The sequence below is a fragment of the Amphritea sp. genome (genome assembly GCF_050300915.1).
In the GTDB taxonomy this organism is placed as follows: domain Bacteria; phylum Pseudomonadota; class Gammaproteobacteria; order Pseudomonadales; family Balneatricaceae; genus Amphritea.
This window is the reverse complement of record NZ_JBNKYN010000095.1, coordinates 1-16,032: the sequence shown is the minus strand read 5'-3', so window position 1 is coordinate 16,032 and position 16,032 is coordinate 1. Positions and strand designations below refer to the sequence as shown.

Below are 16,032 nucleotides of genomic sequence, written 5' to 3'. Positions count from 1 at the left end.
TCCCGCAGAAACAGATGCTGGCGGGTCAGATCAATCAGCTCATTCACGGTACTGTCGAGACGCTGCAGCAGCGTCTGAAGATTGGGGGCGGCTGCGTCCAGTTGTGGAATACGCTGCGCCAGTGAGAGTACTTTGTCGATTTTGGCTTTCAGCGTCTGACTCAGCCCCTCTAACATATAAGGGGTACCGGCGCTGGTGACATAGGGCGCGATCGCCGCCAGGTTGGCAGTACGTTCGGCCAGTTCGAGTGAGCGGGAGATATCCGGCAACGCCTGCTGTTCAAAGATATTCAGCGCCCGGTCGGTGTTGCTCAGCCCCTGCCAGCCCACCAGCGCCAGAATCATCGCCGAAACAGACAGGATGGTAAACGCCAGCAATAACCGGGTGCGTGCTCGCAGGCGACTGAAGGGGCTGATCGACAGGATCATCTGTTCAACTCGCTGTCACAACGCCCCATCAGCACTGCATCACTGAAGCATTGAAGATATACCCCACACCCCGTTCAGTACGGATATAGGAGGGTTGTTTCGGATTCGGTTCAATCTTTCTGCGCAACCGCAGAATCAGCACATCGATGGTGCGGTCATAGACATCTGAGTCAAACCCCCGGGTCGCGTCCAATAGCTGGTCACGGCTGAACACCCGGTTGGGCGAGCGGACAAACATCTCCAGTAGCTCATACTCGCCGTAGGTGAGTGACACCGGTTCACCATCGACGCCGGTCAGTTCCCGGCTGGTCAGATCCATCACCCAGCCATCAAACGACAACCGTTCGTGACTGTAGGCATCCTCTTTACGTATCACCGGCGTGCTTAGTTGAGTGGTTCTGCGCAACATAGCCCGCACTCTGGCGAGCAACTCCCGGTTGTTAAACGGTTTCATCAGAAAATCATCGGCGGCCAGCTCCAGCCCCAGAATCCGGTCAGTCTCATCCCCTTTGCCGGTGAGCATCATAATCGGGATGCTGGAATGTTCCCGCACCTCCCGGGCCAGCTGCATTCCATCTTCACCTTTCAGCCTGAGATCAAGAATAATCAGCGAATAGGGAGCCGTATCCAGCGTCTGCCGCATCGCCCCACCATCGGCCACGGTGGTAACACTGAAGCCGCTATCTTCCAGAAGATCCTGCAACAACTCCCGCATGTCGATCTCATCATCGACCACCAAAATTTTTTGCTGGACAGCGTTTGTCATAGACGTTTCCAATTTTATTCTTCTTATTAAGTGTATAAATAACACAAACATGCGCCATAAAAATTTCAATTATTACAAATCGTGCTGAAGTGGTTCATTTCTGGTTTACCTGGCCCGGTTCTAATGACACAGATAACGGGTCCCGGCATGTCGTCGGCTGCATAATAAAAATCGCGAGGCCATCAATGTACACTCTCAGCTCCTCAGTCACCTGGAACAAACTTGAGCAGTTAGCCCAGCAAACCGAAAATGACCGGATTTCAGATTACTTTAGCGCCGACTCAGATCGTTTTAACAAGATGAGCCTGCAACTGGGCAGCTTGTTTCTGGATTACTCTAAAAACAGACTGTCCGACGACATCTTCAAAACCCTGATTAAACTGGCCGAACACTCACCACTACGCCAGCGTCAGGCGCAGATGTTCTCCGGCGATATTATCAATGTAACCGAGAAGCGCCCGGTGCTGCACACCGCGTTACGCAACCGGGGAGATGAACCGGTGGTGGTGAATGGTCAGGATGTGATGCCGGAGATCCGCGCGGGGCTGAAAAAACTACAGGCGTTTACCGATCAGGTACGCAGTGGCGAGTGGAAAGGGTACAGCGACAAGCGTATTCGTAACGTCGTCAATATCGGTATTGGCGGGTCAGATCTTGGCCCTAACATGGTCTGCCGGGCGCTCCTGCCCTACCAGCACCCGGAGATGAAATTCCACTTTATCTCTAACGTCGATGGACAACATATCAAGAAGATTCTTAAAGGACTGGATCCGGAAACCACCCTGTTTATCGTTTCTACCAAAACCTTTTCTACCCAGGAAACCCTGCTCAACGCTAACACCGCCAAACAGTGGTTTCTGGCACAGAGCAACTGCCCGGGGGCAGATCTGGGCAAACACTTTGTCGCGGTATCCACCAATAAAGCTGCAGCCATGGAGTTTGGCGTGAGCGAGCACTGTATCTTTGAGTTCTGGGCCTGGGTCGGCGGACGTTACTCCCTCTGGTCCAGCATCGGACTGCCGATCGCCCTGAGCATCGGCTACGACCGCTTTATCGAACTGTTAGAGGGTGCCTTTGAGATGGACCAGCACTTTCTCCATGCGCCGCTGGATCAGAATATGCCGGTGATTCTGGCTTTGATCGGCATCTGGTATATCAACTTCCTTGGCGCCGAAACCCAGGCGGTGATCCCCTATGATCAGGCACTGCATCAACTGCCCGCATTTCTGCAGCAGCTGGATATGGAGAGCAACGGTAAGTCGGTGGATATGGAGGGTAATCCGGTGGATTATGCCACCGGGCCGATTGTCTGGGGCCAGACCGGCTCTAACGGCCAGCACGCCTTTTTCCAGCTACTGCATCAGGGCACCCGGTTTGTACCGATCGATTTTATCGCTTCGCTACAGGTCGATGAAGGCACCGAAGCGCACCACTTTGCCCTGCTCACCAATATGCTGGCACAGGCGAATGCGTTTATGAACGGCGATACCAAAGATAACCGCCAGGACTTTGCCAGCTGCCCCGGTAACAGACCCAGCAATGTACTGCTGATGGATCAGTTGAATCCTCACAATCTGGGGGCATTGATCGCCCTCTATGAACATAAGGTATTTGTTCAGGGTGCGATCTGGAACATCAACTCCTTTGACCAGTGGGGTGTGCAGCTGGGCAAACGGCTGGCAACCGAGATCAGCCGTAATATTGAAAGTAAAAGCGCAGACTATGATGCCTCGACTCAGGGCCTGATGCAGATGGTTAAGCAGCACTTTGCCCGAAAGCCTGCCGCTGCAAAAAGCAATGCACCGGTCACTCCTCAGGCAACAGCAAAACAGACAAAAACGGCATAACGACGATGAAAATACTGCTTGAGAACAATTTTAACGGCCTGCAACATATCGGCATTCCGGTCACCGATATCCAGCGTTCTATCACCTTCTATCGTCGCCTTGGGTTTACCGCTGTTATGGAGAAAACCTTCCCGGAGGGCGATGGCGAAACCACCGCAGTGATGATGCAGAGAGCCGGGGTCATCATCGAACTCTATCAGCTACCGCAAAGCCAGCGGGAAGAGATCGCAAACAGACGCGATGGCACGGTGGATCATATCGCCTTTTCTGTTGCCGACATTCAGGCTGCCTTTGACGAGATGAAAGCCGCCGGAGAAGATATTATCGAAGCCGCCCCCATCCATCTGGATTTCTGGCAACACGGCTGCCAGTACTTTGCCATCCGCGGGCCGGATGGCGAAAAGCTGGAATTCAACCAGATACTCTGAACAGGATAGTGACGATGTCCACTCTAGTTTCTCTCATCGGTACCTGTGCTGCCTGCATGACCACAATATCCTTTGTGCCTCAGGTATATGAAATAGTTAAAAGTAAAAACACCTCGGGTATCTCTATTACCATGTATGCAACCTTCACCCTGGGCGTGTTTCTCTGGGTGATATACGGGCTTGTCAGAGAAGATATGCCAGTATTGCTGGCTAATCTGGTAACGCTGGTCTTAACCCTCTGCGTGCTGACACTGACGATAACCAGCCGCTTACGCCAGAGAAATGCACAACCGCGCAGTATCAGATCACCGGATCAGAACTGATCCGACTTTTTAATCACCCCCGCTCAATCGCATCAGACAAAACCCAGCCATCTCCTTAAGAGATGGCTGCCCCGTATTTTACTACTTCTTAAATACTGAATTTGCCCTCAGAATTGCGGAAAACTATAACAAAAGCAGAGGAGTAGCACTCGTGGATCATGATACATCATCAACTGCGAAGGATTCCCGTACCGACATGACTGAAGAGCCTCTCAAAGGGGTTCGGGTATTGGAGTTAGGCTCCCTGATTGCGGGCCCCTATGCAGCCAGTATCTTCGGTCAGTTTGGTGCAGAAGTGATCAAAGTAGAACCGCCCGGCAGTGGTGATCCCTTGCGCCGCTGGCGCAAAATGCACAAAGACACCTCACTGTGGTGGTATACCCAGAGCCGCAACAAGAAATCTATCACCGTTGATCTGAAAAGCCCCAAAGGACAACAGATCATTCATGACCTGATTCGTGAAACCGATATTGTTATCGAGAATTTTCGCCCCGGCACCCTGGAAAAATGGAATCTCGGCTGGGAACAACTCTCCGCGATCAACCCCTCGCTGATTATGGTGCGCGTCTCCGGATATGGTCAGGATGGCCCCTATTCACCGCGCCCCGGATTTGCAGCAATTGCTGAGTCGATGGGCGGTTTACGCCATCTGGCCGGTTATCCGGACCGGCCCCCGGTGCGTGCAGGGGTCAGCATTGGCGACACACTGGCTTCACTATATGGCGTGATCGGCGCGATGACAGCGATGTATCATCTGAAGGTGAATGGCGGTAAAGGCCAGTATGTCGATGTCGCCCTCACCGAAGCGGTGTTAGGGGTGATGGAGAGCCTGATCCCCGAATACGGTATGTTTGGCTTTATCCGCGAACGCACCGGGGCCAGTATGCCCGGCATCGCCCCTTCGAGTTCCTATCCGACTATCGATGGACGCTATATCGTTATTGCAGCCAACAGTGACAGTATTTTCAACCGTTTTATGGTGGCAATTGGCCGACAGGATCTGGCCGACGATGCTGGCTTAAAACATAACGATGGCAGAGCCGCCCGCAGTGATGAACTCGATCAGATTATTGAGCACTGGACCCGCCAGCATACGCTGGAGGAGGCACTGGCGGTGCTCGAAGCAGCGGAGGTGCCTGCCAGCGCCATTAACAACGCTGAAGATATCTACAACGACCCCCACTTCCGCGCCCGCGAGATGATCTGCGAGCACAGCCTGCCCGATGGCGAATCGATCTCAATACCCGGTATCGTGCCCAAACTGAGCGCCACCCCCGGCACCACCAAATGGCTTGGCCCCAAGCTTGGGGAGCACACCGACGAAGTGCTGAAACACTTAGGCCTTGATGAGTCCAGCATTGATGCGCTGAAAGCGGAAGGCGTCATCTAGGAGCAGAACTATGTTTAACACCACGATGCCTGCCCGGGTCCTGATTAATGAAGTAGCCACCCGGGATGGCTTTCAGAGTGAAGCCAGCTTCGTCCCTACCGATGAGAAAATTGCCCTGATCGACCACTTGTCACAGGTTGGGCTGAATAAGATCGAGGTGACCTCATTTGTCTCGCCCCGCGCTATTCCCAACCTGCGCGATGCCGAAGAGGTGATGCAGCGCATAACTCGCAATCCTCAGGTGTGTTACACCACCCTGGTGCCCAACGAAAAAGGCGCTGAGCGGGCAATGGCCTGCAATGCCGATGAGATCAATCTGGCGATGTCGGTGAGTGAAACCCACAATCTGGCCAATATGCGCATGACCTGTGAAGAATCCCTGAGTCAGTTTAAGCGGATTTGTGATCTGGTTGCCCCCAGTGGCATGCGCATTAATGGTTCTCTGGCGACCACTTTCGGTTGCCCTTTTGAAGGGGTACTATCAGCCGACAAAGTATTAACCCTGATAGAACGTTATCTGGAGGCAGGCATACAGAGCATCTCTCTGTGCGATACCACCGGCATGGCGGCCCCGCAACAGGTGTATGATCTGTGCACCCTGGTACGCAGCCGCTTTGCGCATATCGAGCTGACGCTGCATCTGCATAACACCCGGGGCATGGGCCTGGCCAATGTGATGGCCGGTCTGAGTGCGGGGATAAATCAGTTCGATGCCTCCCTCGGTGGCATTGGCGGTTGTCCCTATGCCCCCGGTGCCACTGGCAATATCTGCACGGAAGATCTGGTGCATATGCTGGAGGCTAACGGTCTGGATACCCAGGTCGATCTGCAGCAGTTAATCGCACTGGCGAAACAACTGCCCGATCTGCTGGGCCATGATCTGCCCGGTCAGGTTGCCAAAGCAGGGCTGCGTACTGAAACACGCCCGGTGCCGGCATCGGTCGAAGAACTCAGAAAGAGCAAAGCAACGCTGGCAGCAGCGAAACCGTTTTAGGTATTAAAGTGGTCGCCTGAAACACCCGGTACAACACAACCGATATTTATAACAAAAAAGGAATCTATCATGAGAGTAAAGAGCATTTTACGCACCGTCATGCTGATTGGTGCATGCACAGCAGCACTTCCGGCACTTGCGGAAACCACCATACGCCTATCCCTGCAGTTACCACTTAAACACCATTTGGGTCAGAACGTTGTCGACTTCAAAAATGAAGTGGAGAAAAACTCAAACGGTGAAATTAAAGTACAGATATTCCCCTCTGCCCAGCTGTTTAAAGACAGCGAAGTACATCAGGCGGTCACCTCGGGTGCCATTGAGATGGGCGTTATGAGCCTGGCTAAACTGGCAGGCACCATCCCTGCGGTGGATGTGTTCTATATCCCATTCATGTTCCCGACTCAGGAAAAAGTGGTTGCCGCAACGGCCGTAGACAGCCCGGTACGCTCGCTGCTAGATGCCGCAATTCTTGAAACCGGTGCCCGCCCACTGTGGTGGAACGCCTATGGCGGTGTCGCCCTGCTGTCCAAGAAAAAGCCGATCAAGCGACCTGAAGATATGGAAGGGATGAAGGTGCGTGTGTTTGGCAAAACCCTTGGTGAGTTTACCAAAGCGGTCGGTGGTGCGCCGGTCACGATGGCCGGTTCTGAGCAGTTCCTGGCTTACCAGCGGGGTACCGTTGATGCGGGCATGACCGGGGTCTCAGCGGTTGGGCCACGTAAGCTGTACCAGGTGATGGACTACCTCACCCTGACGAACCATGCCGACATCGAGTTTATCACCATCATCAACGAAGATTTCTGGCAGAAGCTGTCAGCGGAAGATCAGAAAATTATTACCGCAGCCGCGCAGAAAGTCGAACTGCAGCTGCGTAATAAGATTCAGAAGATCGAAACCGATGCGATTGCAGATGCGGAAAAGCATATGACCGTGATCCATCTGTCCGACGAAGATATTGCCATCTGGCGTGAAAAAACCAAGCCCGTCTTGCAAAACTTCCTGGACAACTCAGGTCCTTTAGGCAAACAGGTTATTGACGCGGCTGAAAGCCTTTAAGTCAATCGCTATACCCGGAGTGGGCGGCCTTAAACCGCCCGCTCTCTCCTTGCCTGAATCACTTTAAGGTAAACGAATATGTCCAATATCGAATTAGAAGATATTGACGATGCCGCAAACCGGGCTCATCACCCCTCGTTATGGGTGCGCGTGAATTATCAGATTGTCACGTTCTGCGGCAGGCTATCGGCTTTTCTCTTTGTTCTTATCGCTGCGCTGATTACTTACGAAGTCATCGCCCGCTATATTTTTCTGGCCCCTACCATCTGGTCTGCCGATATCTCTTTACTCTGCCAGATCTGGGCAACCTGTCTTGGTGCCAGCTGGGTGTTACAGCACAAGGCGCTGATTCGTATCGATATCCTCAACGCCAGGCTTGGCCCGCGTTTATCACGGATAACCGAGTGTATTTCACTGCTGTCCATCGCCCTCTTTGCCGCAGTCTGTAGCTATTACGGTTATCTGCTGCTACATGAATCAATCGTCCAGGGATCGGCCTCTGCCAGTATGCTCGGCCTGCCTTCATGGACAACGGAAGCAGCCATCCCCTGTGGCTTTGGCCTGCTCACCATTCAGGCGGTAACTGAATTTTTTCTGGTCCTCTCAGGAGAGCAACAACATAAAGAAGGGGTCTCTGCCTGATGACCGTTGCAATCATTCTCTTCATTCTTATCCTGGCGCTGTTAATCGGCATTCCGGTGGCGTTCGTGCTCGGCGGTATGGGTCTGGCCATGCTGTTATGGGCCGATCTGTCGCCGATGATGGCCACCATGGCCCTGCACTCCTCATTTGACAGTTTTGTCCTGCTATCTGTGCCACTGTTTCTGTTGATGTCGAATATCCTCCTCAAGGGAGGAGTGGGTCGTGACCTGTTTTCCGCAGTACAAAGCTGGGTAGGTCACTGGCCCGGTGGACTGGGCATCGCCACGATTACCTCCTGTACTATTTTTTCTGCGATTTCGGGTTCTTCCGTTGCCACCGCCGCTACCATCGGCAGTGTTGCGATCAAAGAGATGACTGATCGCGGTTATGAACGCCCGTTTGTCTATGGTCTGATCGCCGCTGGGGGAACTCTGGGGATTCTGATCCCCCCCTCGATTCCGATGATTGTCTATGGGGTGATTACAGAGGAGTCCATTGTTGATCTGTTCCTCGCCGGGGTGGTGCCCGGTCTGTTGATGGCCGGGCTGTTTATCCTCTATAGCTTTGCCTATGCCCGCTTTAGCAAACAATACGTCCCCTGCGCAAAAGCCAGCCGGGCTGAACGCAACCGGGCCAGCCTGCGCGCTCTGCCAACGGTACTGCTGGCCATCGTGATTATTGGTGGCATCTATACCGGTATTTTCACCCCCACAGAGTCTGCCGGTGTGGGGGTTGCCTGCTCGTTGGTGATCGTCCTCGTCATGCGTACGTTCAGCTTCGAAAAATTTAAACAAGCCAGTATGCAAACAATGAAAACCACCATCACCATCTTCCTTATCATGGCGGGTGCGAAAGTGTTTGGTAAGGCGATTACGCTGTATCAGATTCCTCAGGATATCTCCATGATGGTGAGTGAGAATATCTCCGAGATAGGTCTTTTCATTGCTGCAGTCTGTCTGGTTCTGCTGATTATGGGGTTCTTTCTCGAATCGATATCGATGCTGCTGATCATGGTTCCGGTGCTCTCTCCTTCGCTGGCTTCCATGGGGATCGACCCGATCTGGTTCGGGATTATCTTCGTTATTATGATTGAGTGTGCCCTGATTTCACCGCCGGTGGGTTTAAACCTGTTTGTTATACAAGCGGTATCGGGAGGATCTTCAGCAGAGGTGATCAAAGGGGTCTGGCCCTTTATTCTGCTGATGCTGGTCTGTCTGTTCGCCGTCTACTTTATCCCCTCTCTGGCGCTTTACGTGCCCTATGGGGTGTAACAAAAGCATAGCCACCTGAAAGCAGCGCCAAACGCTGCTTTCAGGTTGTCCGCAGATGATTTAACAGATGCCGGGCGGCATCCAGCAGCTGGTCGGAATCCCGAATGCAGATATGCAGCTCGCGGGACATCCACTCATCCTGCAGGTTAACTGCTTTAATCCGCCGGGCTTTCAGATAGGGTTTAGCGATGTTCAGCGGCATCAGACCGATGCCCAGGCCGGACTCAACCATGCGGTAAAGCGCTTCATAGTTGGTCACCTGAATACGCAAACGCAGTGGCCGGCTGAGTTTAGCCGCAGCCTCAAACATCTGGTTATTGATAGCGCTACCGGTGTGTAAACCCACATAGTCATGTTCAAGGGTATCGGCAAACCCGATATCTTTACTCTCAGCAAGCGGGTGCCCCTGGGGGGTTATCAGCACCAGATGATCGGTTTTGTAGGGATAAATACGCAGATTCTGGCAATCACTCGGAGCGTTGGTAACAATGCCGATATCCGCAATACTCTCGCTGACATCACGCAACACCTCACTGCTGATCTTCTCTTCCAGATGAACCTGAACCTGTGGATACATGTCCAGAAACGAACGCAGCTGATTGGGCAAAAACTCACTGATAGCCGAGATGTTGGCGACCATACGCACGCTGCCCCGTAATCCATCAGAGTATTCACTCATATGCCTGAAGATATCATCCAGCTGGTGCAATACATCCCGTGATCGTTTCAGCAGCGCACTGCCCGCCTCTGTCGCAACCACCCCGCGGTTCGTTCTCGTCAATAAAGGCGTGCTCAAAACCTGTTCCAGCTCGCTGATCCGTTTAGAGATGGCAGACGCCGCAATAAAGTTGCTTTCAGCCGCCCGGGCAATCGAACCCTCTTCAATCACGCTGACAAATAAACGAAGCGATGTCGGGTCAAGGCGCATAGCTAAAAAACCTGTAATTGCATTGATGAAGACCGTTATAGTATTGATCGACCGTGACTTTTGATAGTGATTTTGTCAAGCGTCACGCCAACCTTCCCCTGACAGGCCTTGAAATCTGGGCTAACCACGGCCATATAGGGGAGTACAGCCCTGTGCAAAACCACAGCGGTTGATCATTTTTTTCGCAGAACCTGGAAACACTATGTCTAACAACGGACAGTCGGATTATTTAACCAAGCTACACCATGTGGCAGATGATGCGAAAACCCTGATCAACCGGGCGATACAGAATCGGGTGTGTATCGGTATCACCGGGCTGAGCCGCAGCGGTAAATCAACCTTTATCACCAGTCTGATCAATCAGCTTAAACAGCATGGCGCGAAAAACTCGCGGCTGAGTGGCTTCTCCCCCTGGTTAAAGAAACGGATTATCCAGGTGACAGAGCATCCGCTGGAAAATCGCTATCTGCCCCGCTTTGATTATGAGCAGGCGGTGGACAGTCTGTCGGGCAGTGCTCCGCAATGGCCCGCACCAACCCGGGATATCAGTGGCGTGTTACTGGAGATCAAACTGGCAGATCAGGGCTGGTTTGGCAGAAAAACCTCGAAAAGTGTTTTTATTGAACTGAGAGACTATCCGGGAGAGTGGCTGGTCGATCTGCCACTGCTGAAGATGAGCTTTCGCGACTGGTGTGTCCTGGTCGAAAAGCAGCTGTCACGGGCGCCCCGCAGTGGCTTTAGCAATAACCCGCTGGCTTCGTTAAAGACTCTTGATCCGTTTGCTGACTATAACCCGGCGACCGTCGAAACTCAGCGCGCCATCTATATCGATTTTCTGCACGCCTGCAAAAAACAGTCGCCGCCACTCACCATCATTCAACCGGGACGGTTTATCGAACCCGGCACCCAGGCCGGTCACCCAGCGTTGCACTTCGTGCCTCTGATCGCCTGTGCCGGTTATAGTGAAGCGCAGTTACAGAGTGCCAGTAAAAACAGCAACTTTAAGCAGTTAGAAGCGATCTTTGAACGTTACAAGTCGGATATCGTAAAACCCTTTTTCAAAGAGTTTATCGAACCGATCGACCGCCAGGTGGTGCTAGTCGATGTCCTCAATGTGCTGCACGGTGGCGAACCCTATCTCCAGGAGATGATGCACGCACTGGAAGCGATTGGTGAAAGCTTCGAATACAACGGCGGGCTGTTCCGTTCGCGGATCGAAAAGGTGCTCTATGCCGCCACCAAGGTAGATCAGGTTGTATCGCAGGATCACGATAATGTCCGCCACCTGCTCAGCAGTATTGTGCGAAAGTCCCTCGAACGGATTCAGGGGGCACAGGCTGACCTGCGGGTGGAAGCGGTGGCTGCGGTGCGCTCTTCCCATGCACAGACACAGGGAAATGAGGAGATCCTCAAAGGGGTCTCGACTGAAGGTGAAGCCATTGGTTTTGTTAACCCCCGGATTCCCGATCACATCCCCTCTGAAACAGAGTTTGCTGCATTTATAGACTGGAAACTACCAGAACTGAAGCCGCCGAAAGGTATTCGTGCCAATCAGGACCAGGCGATACCCCACATCCGCATGGATGAAGTGCTGCACAATTTAATGGGTGATATATGTCGATAAAATCTCAACAGGATAGCGATACCCGCATCCCGCGCACCTTCAAAATATCGGAAGCCGATCTGGAGGGCATGATTCCCGACTCGATTGAGTCTGAACAGATTGAACACCCACCCAGCAACACCGACCCGGTCAGTTGGAATAGTCACCCTCAGCCGCTCTTTTCCAGAACGATGAAACTGATCGCCATCGGTTTGGGTGGTGTGTTCGGCCTGACACTGATTAACGACCTGATCTCGATGATCAACAACGCATCTGCGCTTCACTGGGCCTTTGGTGTCGCCGTATCAGTCGTGTTGGCGGTGCTGATCCTGATATCGGGGATTGGTTTGTTCAAATGGGCCCGGGGTAGCAACGATATCGACAAGATAGCGGCGTTTCAAAAGAGAGCGCGGGCATTACAGCAACAGCAGAACAGTCAGAAGATCACCCCGTTTGTCGACAGTCTGGTGAGCTTCTACACCAACACGCCACAGGAAAAACAGCTCGATAAGGCGCTCAGTTTAATGCCGGATTATCTCGATGATGCCGAACGGCTGCAACACCTGGAGACACTCTTTATCGAACCTCTGGATAAGCGGGTCGAAAACATTATCCGCAAGCACAGTGTGCAAACCGGCTTAGCCGTCGCCGCCAGCCCGATGCCCTCGCTGGATGCTCTGCTCACCCTGTGGCGCACCAGCATCATGATCAAAGAGATCTCAGACACCTATGGCATCCGGCCAAACCTGGGTAATCGCATGAGAGTGCTCTATCGGGTTGGCAGAAGCACCGCCTATTCCGGCCTGTCCCAAACCGGGCTGGATATGCTCGACCTGTCCAACTTCCCTGCCCTCAATATCGGTGCCAAGGCACTGCAGGGTGCCGGGGCCTGTATCGCCACCTCACGCATCGGTATTCAGTGCGCTGCCCTGTGCCGACCGATCCCTACCGATGAGTCAAAAACCGGCTACCGGGAAAAACTGGTCTCGTCGCTGTTGCTGCTACTGGGGAAAAAACTGAATAAAGGGCGGACGCCTTAGTTCGTCCAGGTTCAAACGTTTACCACAGAGGTCACTGAGAACACAGAGAACACTGAGAAGAGCCCGTCATTTGGTCTTATCTGTGCTCCCGGTGGTTAATCTGTTTTATGTTCTGGTCTGTGAGAGTGCAGCGGTTTTATCGCTGCAGCAGACGCTAATTCAACACAGTTGCGGCCACGGGCTTTAGCCCGGTACAACGCCTCATCGGCCCGTCCCATCGCGTCGGCCAGCGACTCATTTGACACATCAATAGCCGCCACACCAAAGCTGGCCGTCACCCTGACCGTCAACGCAGCAACACAGACTTCCAGCCCCTCCAGTGCTGCCCGCAGCCGTTCTGCGAGTTCTGCTGCCTCATGCAGTTGGGTCTGCGGCATCAGCAGTGCAAACTCCTCACCACCGATGCGCCCGAACAGGTCAGCGGAACGCGTCAGCGTCTGCAATAAATCAATGGCCGCAATCAGCACCCTGTCCCCCGTCGCATGGCCGTGGTTATCATTGATCTGCTTGAACATATCCAGATCGATCATCACCACCGCCACCGGAGACCGATAACGCTGAGCGCGACGCAGTTCTTTCTCGCCCGATGCAAAAAATGCCCGCCGATTTAAAACCCCCGTCAACGAATCGGTCTGCGCCAGCAATTCAGCCTGCTTCATCGCCTGTTCCAGTGCAGCGGTACGTTCTGACACCAGCCGCTCAAGCTCTGCCTGCTCTTGCTGCAGATGAGTAATATGCAGCAATTCAGCCGCCTCTTTTTGCTGTTTCAGATAATTAATCCGGTCTGCCAGCGCTAAAGAGAGCAGCACCCCCTCGATACAAAAGCCCAGCGGTGGTGAAAAGTTGGTGACAAAATCAGCGGGAATAAGCCCCACATTTCGTGTCACCGCGATAAGCATTGCCAGACTCCAGACACTCCAGCCAAGCACATAAAACCGGGCATCACTTCTGCCCTTCTTATATCGCCAGATGCCGATCAGTGGAAACAGTACCGTCGCCAGCGCATACAGCAGCGTCAGTTTTAACGCATATCCGCGCTCACCAAACAGATAGCAGAGCATCGCCAGCACCGCTAAAACAAACAGGGATTGCAGCAACCGGTCAATATTCTGTGCCCCTCGGGTATTCAGAAAACTGCGGGTAAACTGGGTTGCCAACACCAGCGTCAGCAATGAAAAAAGGACCGGCGCTAAATCAACAAACGCGGTACTTTCCTGCCACAGGTAACGATAACCCAGGCCGGTATTGGACAGCAGCGCCACCATCGCCGCCATAATATACAGGGTATACCAGATATACTCGGGCATTCTGGTGGAGTAACCGATAAGCAGATTATAAAACACCACCAGAACGCCCATACCGATGAAAGAACCGATAATAAAATAGCGCTTAGCGTAGTGCTGAGCGAACTCGTCAGGCGTCCACAACGACAACTTGGTCTCAGCCAGCCCGGGCTGATTATAGGAGAGATGCACCCATACCCTCTGCACGCCACCAGGCGGTGTCAATACAGAGAATACATTGCTCTCAGCGGCAACCGCGCGATTAGCGATTGGAAGGTGATCACCACCGCTCTGAACTGCACCACCGTCAGTATAGAAAGTCACATAATCCCAGTGGGGGTGAACCACTTCCAGCAGCGATAGCAGGGCCTCTTCAGCACTGTTTTTCAGATCAATGCGCAACCAGAAATCGGAACCACTGATGCCAAAATTACTCTTACCATCCGGCAGCGGCGCAAAACGTGAAGCCTGCGGCTCGCCACGCACCTGTTCCAGCGTATAAGCATGATTAGCATCTTCCAGATAGCGAACGCTCATCCCGGTGCTGACATCCGCCATGCCGGATGATAGATGGATCAACGGCTGAGCCTGACAAAAGGTACTGATCAACAGCACTAACAGCAACACAACAAGACGCGCTGCAAACCCACGACAGAGGCCCGCCCGACATCGGTGTACCATCCCGCGATGGCTGTTAATACTAAAACCCGGAGTTTCCATGATAATAATCAGCGGCCTGAAAGTGCGGTCCAGCGAGACAGTTGAAGTCTATCAGATAAAACCTAACGCTCCCCAGGAACAGAGGTTTTACGGGTAGATTGCGAACTAAGTTTATACTGCTTCCAACACTTTAGTTCGTTTCATTACGCCATTTTGAGTACACCGGCATACCTTCTGAAAGTCGCTTCTATACCCCTACCTTGACATGGTAGCGGTCTGAGCGGCCTCGACTCTGGCTTCCTGCTTCGTTCTACTTCCTCCATCTCTGGAGTCGTGTTCGGCAGAAAACACTGATCAAACTCAGCCCTCTGGGTACCTCGTCGCGATGCTTAGTCGTTACCTGTGGGAGTGATTACTTTGAGCTGCAATCGGCGCGAGACGCACCTCGCACAAAAACACCATCATTAAAAAGCGTATTACCACCGAGGACACAGAGAACACGGAGAAAAGCACATAGATTAGGAGCTGCTTTCAGTGGCGATAAGCATTCTCTAAGCTGCCTCGACTCTGGCTCCTGCTTCGTTCTACCTCCTCCATCCCTGGAGTCGTGTACGGCATTGAACATAGTATCAACTAACCAATCATCCAATTCATCTTTCTAAGCTGCTGCCTGTGCGGCAGTGAACCACTATATACGATACGTCATACGCTCTGTACTTTTCTAAGCTGCCTGTTCGGCAGTGAACAGCTGGTTTGTCGCACATATGTCGTCTTTTCTTTTCTAAGCTGCCTGTGCGGCAGTGAACGCAACAGGTACAGAGGTAGGAATTAACGGACCTTTCTAAGCTGCCTGTTCGGCAGTGAACGCTGATAACGACCCCAGACCACCCGTATAGTTTTTCTAAGCTGCCTGTGCGGCAGTGAACTCGATCGCATTGTTGCCTATGCAGAATATACATTTCTAAGCTGCCTGTGCGGCAGTGAACAACTACCTCAGACAGCAATGCAGATACCTGATTTTCTAAGCTGCCTGTGCGGCAATGAACATAGCGGGGTCATTGGCATTATGCTATCTCCATTTCTAAGCTGCCTGTTCGGCAGTGAACTATTCGCTCGTTTTAGCGCTGGCTAAATTCATTTTCTAAGCTGCCTGTTCGGCAGTGAACACTGGGGCTTTGGGCAATGGAAAAGATACTGATTTCTAAGCTGCCTGTTCGGCAGTGAACCTGAAGAAAGCACCGCGGCCCAAAAAAGATATTTTCTAAGCTGCCTGTTCGGCAGTGAACTCCTCAACCAGCTGAAACACCAACAAATAGCTTTTCTAAGCTGCCTGTGCGGCAGTGAACCGATTAGGTGAGAATTTTTGTTCT

At 52.6% G+C, this 16,032-nt stretch carries 14 protein-coding genes and 1 CRISPR repeat array; of the genes, 10 read left to right on the top strand and 4 right to left on the bottom strand.

From position 1 onward, the window contains the following. Both ACQY8X_RS18625 and ACQY8X_RS18620 read right to left on the bottom strand, forming a co-directional pair. Nucleotides 1-428: hypothetical protein (locus ACQY8X_RS18625; protein WP_428036635.1), on the bottom strand; the 428-nt coding region annotated here is incomplete at its 3' end. 28 nt (nucleotides 429-456) lie between these two features. Beyond that, nucleotides 457-1,194 carry a response regulator gene (locus ACQY8X_RS18620; protein ID WP_428036634.1) on the bottom strand — a complete coding sequence of 246 codons (738 nt, stop codon included), beginning with the start codon at nucleotides 1,192-1,194 and terminating at the stop codon, nucleotides 457-459. Between the two features lie 185 nt (nucleotides 1,195-1,379). On the opposite strand from ACQY8X_RS18620, the gene pgi reads away from it, so the two are divergent. From pgi to ACQY8X_RS18580, 8 genes are all read left to right on the top strand, one after another. Then, a complete protein-coding gene (pgi, locus tag ACQY8X_RS18615) occupies nucleotides 1,380-3,041 on the top strand; it encodes a glucose-6-phosphate isomerase (RefSeq protein ID WP_428036633.1) in 1,662 nt (553 codons plus the stop codon). Between the two features lie 5 nt (nucleotides 3,042-3,046). Further along, nucleotides 3,047-3,469 carry a VOC family protein gene (locus ACQY8X_RS18610; RefSeq protein ID WP_428036632.1) on the top strand — a complete coding sequence of 141 codons (423 nt, stop codon included), beginning with the start codon at nucleotides 3,047-3,049 and terminating at the stop codon, nucleotides 3,467-3,469. A 14-nt stretch (nucleotides 3,470-3,483) separates the two neighbouring features. Continuing rightward, entirely contained in the window at nucleotides 3,484-3,792 is a 309-nt protein-coding gene (locus ACQY8X_RS18605) for a SemiSWEET family sugar transporter (RefSeq protein ID WP_428036631.1), read from the top strand. Between the two features lie 151 nt (nucleotides 3,793-3,943). Next, the gene (locus ACQY8X_RS18600) at nucleotides 3,944-5,182 is read left to right on the top strand and encodes a CaiB/BaiF CoA transferase family protein (RefSeq protein ID WP_428036630.1); all 1,239 of its coding nucleotides are present in this window, start codon (nucleotides 3,944-3,946) and stop codon (nucleotides 5,180-5,182) included. Nucleotides 5,183-5,192: 10 nt separating this feature from the next. After that, nucleotides 5,193-6,176, top strand: a complete 984-nt coding sequence (locus ACQY8X_RS18595; protein ID WP_428036629.1) for a hydroxymethylglutaryl-CoA lyase — start codon at nucleotides 5,193-5,195, stop codon at nucleotides 6,174-6,176. Nucleotides 6,177-6,245: 69 nt separating this feature from the next. Then, nucleotides 6,246-7,235, top strand: a complete 990-nt coding sequence (gene dctP / locus ACQY8X_RS18590; RefSeq protein WP_428036628.1) for a TRAP transporter substrate-binding protein DctP — start codon at nucleotides 6,246-6,248, stop codon at nucleotides 7,233-7,235. A 78-nt stretch (nucleotides 7,236-7,313) separates the two neighbouring features. Further along, nucleotides 7,314-7,877, top strand: a complete 564-nt coding sequence (locus ACQY8X_RS18585; RefSeq protein WP_428036627.1) for a TRAP transporter small permease — start codon at nucleotides 7,314-7,316, stop codon at nucleotides 7,875-7,877. Further along, complete coding sequence (locus tag ACQY8X_RS18580) at nucleotides 7,877-9,148, top strand: TRAP transporter large permease (RefSeq protein ID WP_428036626.1); 1,272 nt, start codon at nucleotides 7,877-7,879, stop codon at nucleotides 9,146-9,148. Before ACQY8X_RS18585 ends, ACQY8X_RS18580 begins: the two co-directional genes overlap by 1 nt. 40 nt (nucleotides 9,149-9,188) lie before the next feature. Here the strand turns inward: ACQY8X_RS18580 and ACQY8X_RS18575 are convergent, their stop codons facing one another. Further along, entirely contained in the window at nucleotides 9,189-10,076 is an 888-nt protein-coding gene (locus ACQY8X_RS18575; protein WP_428036625.1) for a LysR family transcriptional regulator, read from the bottom strand. Between the two features lie 202 nt (nucleotides 10,077-10,278). On the opposite strand from ACQY8X_RS18575, the gene ACQY8X_RS18570 reads away from it, so the two are divergent. Both ACQY8X_RS18570 and ACQY8X_RS18565 read left to right on the top strand, forming a co-directional pair. Next, nucleotides 10,279-11,700 carry a YcjX family protein gene (locus ACQY8X_RS18570; protein ID WP_428036624.1) on the top strand — a complete coding sequence of 474 codons (1,422 nt, stop codon included), beginning with the start codon at nucleotides 10,279-10,281 and terminating at the stop codon, nucleotides 11,698-11,700. Continuing rightward, a complete protein-coding gene (locus tag ACQY8X_RS18565) occupies nucleotides 11,691-12,719 on the top strand; it encodes a DUF697 domain-containing protein (RefSeq protein WP_428036623.1) in 1,029 nt (342 codons plus the stop codon). Before ACQY8X_RS18570 ends, ACQY8X_RS18565 begins: the two co-directional genes overlap by 10 nt. 95 nt (nucleotides 12,720-12,814) lie before the next feature. Here ACQY8X_RS18565 and ACQY8X_RS18560 read toward each other — a convergent pair whose 3' ends face one another. Then, complete coding sequence (locus ACQY8X_RS18560) at nucleotides 12,815-14,683, bottom strand: sensor domain-containing diguanylate cyclase (RefSeq protein ID WP_428036622.1); 1,869 nt, start codon at nucleotides 14,681-14,683, stop codon at nucleotides 12,815-12,817. A gap of 697 nt (nucleotides 14,684-15,380) precedes the next feature. Further along, nucleotides 15,381-16,008: direct repeats of the CRISPR family, unit length 28 nt; unit sequence TTTCTAAGCTGCCTGTTCGGCAGTGAAC. Between the last annotated feature and the right edge of the window lie 24 nt (nucleotides 16,009-16,032).

Coding starts and splice junctions, on each gene's coding strand:
- ACQY8X_RS18620 (WP_428036634.1), bottom strand. CDS start 1,194: ATGACAAACGCTGTCCAGCAAAAAATTTTGGTGGTCGATGATGAGATC.
- pgi (WP_428036633.1), top strand. CDS start 1,380: ATGTACACTCTCAGCTCCTCAGTCACCTGGAACAAACTTGAGCAGTTA.
- ACQY8X_RS18610 (WP_428036632.1), top strand. CDS start 3,047: ATGAAAATACTGCTTGAGAACAATTTTAACGGCCTGCAACATATCGGC.
- ACQY8X_RS18605 (WP_428036631.1), top strand. CDS start 3,484: ATGTCCACTCTAGTTTCTCTCATCGGTACCTGTGCTGCCTGCATGACC.
- ACQY8X_RS18595 (WP_428036629.1), top strand. CDS start 5,193: ATGTTTAACACCACGATGCCTGCCCGGGTCCTGATTAATGAAGTAGCC.
- dctP (WP_428036628.1), top strand. CDS start 6,246: ATGAGAGTAAAGAGCATTTTACGCACCGTCATGCTGATTGGTGCATGC.
- ACQY8X_RS18585 (WP_428036627.1), top strand. CDS start 7,314: ATGTCCAATATCGAATTAGAAGATATTGACGATGCCGCAAACCGGGCT.
- ACQY8X_RS18580 (WP_428036626.1), top strand. CDS start 7,877: ATGACCGTTGCAATCATTCTCTTCATTCTTATCCTGGCGCTGTTAATC.
- ACQY8X_RS18575 (WP_428036625.1), bottom strand. CDS start 10,076: ATGCGCCTTGACCCGACATCGCTTCGTTTATTTGTCAGCGTGATTGAA.
- ACQY8X_RS18570 (WP_428036624.1), top strand. CDS start 10,279: ATGTCTAACAACGGACAGTCGGATTATTTAACCAAGCTACACCATGTG.
- ACQY8X_RS18565 (WP_428036623.1), top strand. CDS start 11,691: ATGTCGATAAAATCTCAACAGGATAGCGATACCCGCATCCCGCGCACC.
- ACQY8X_RS18560 (WP_428036622.1), bottom strand. CDS start 14,683: ATGGTACACCGATGTCGGGCGGGCCTCTGTCGTGGGTTTGCAGCGCGT.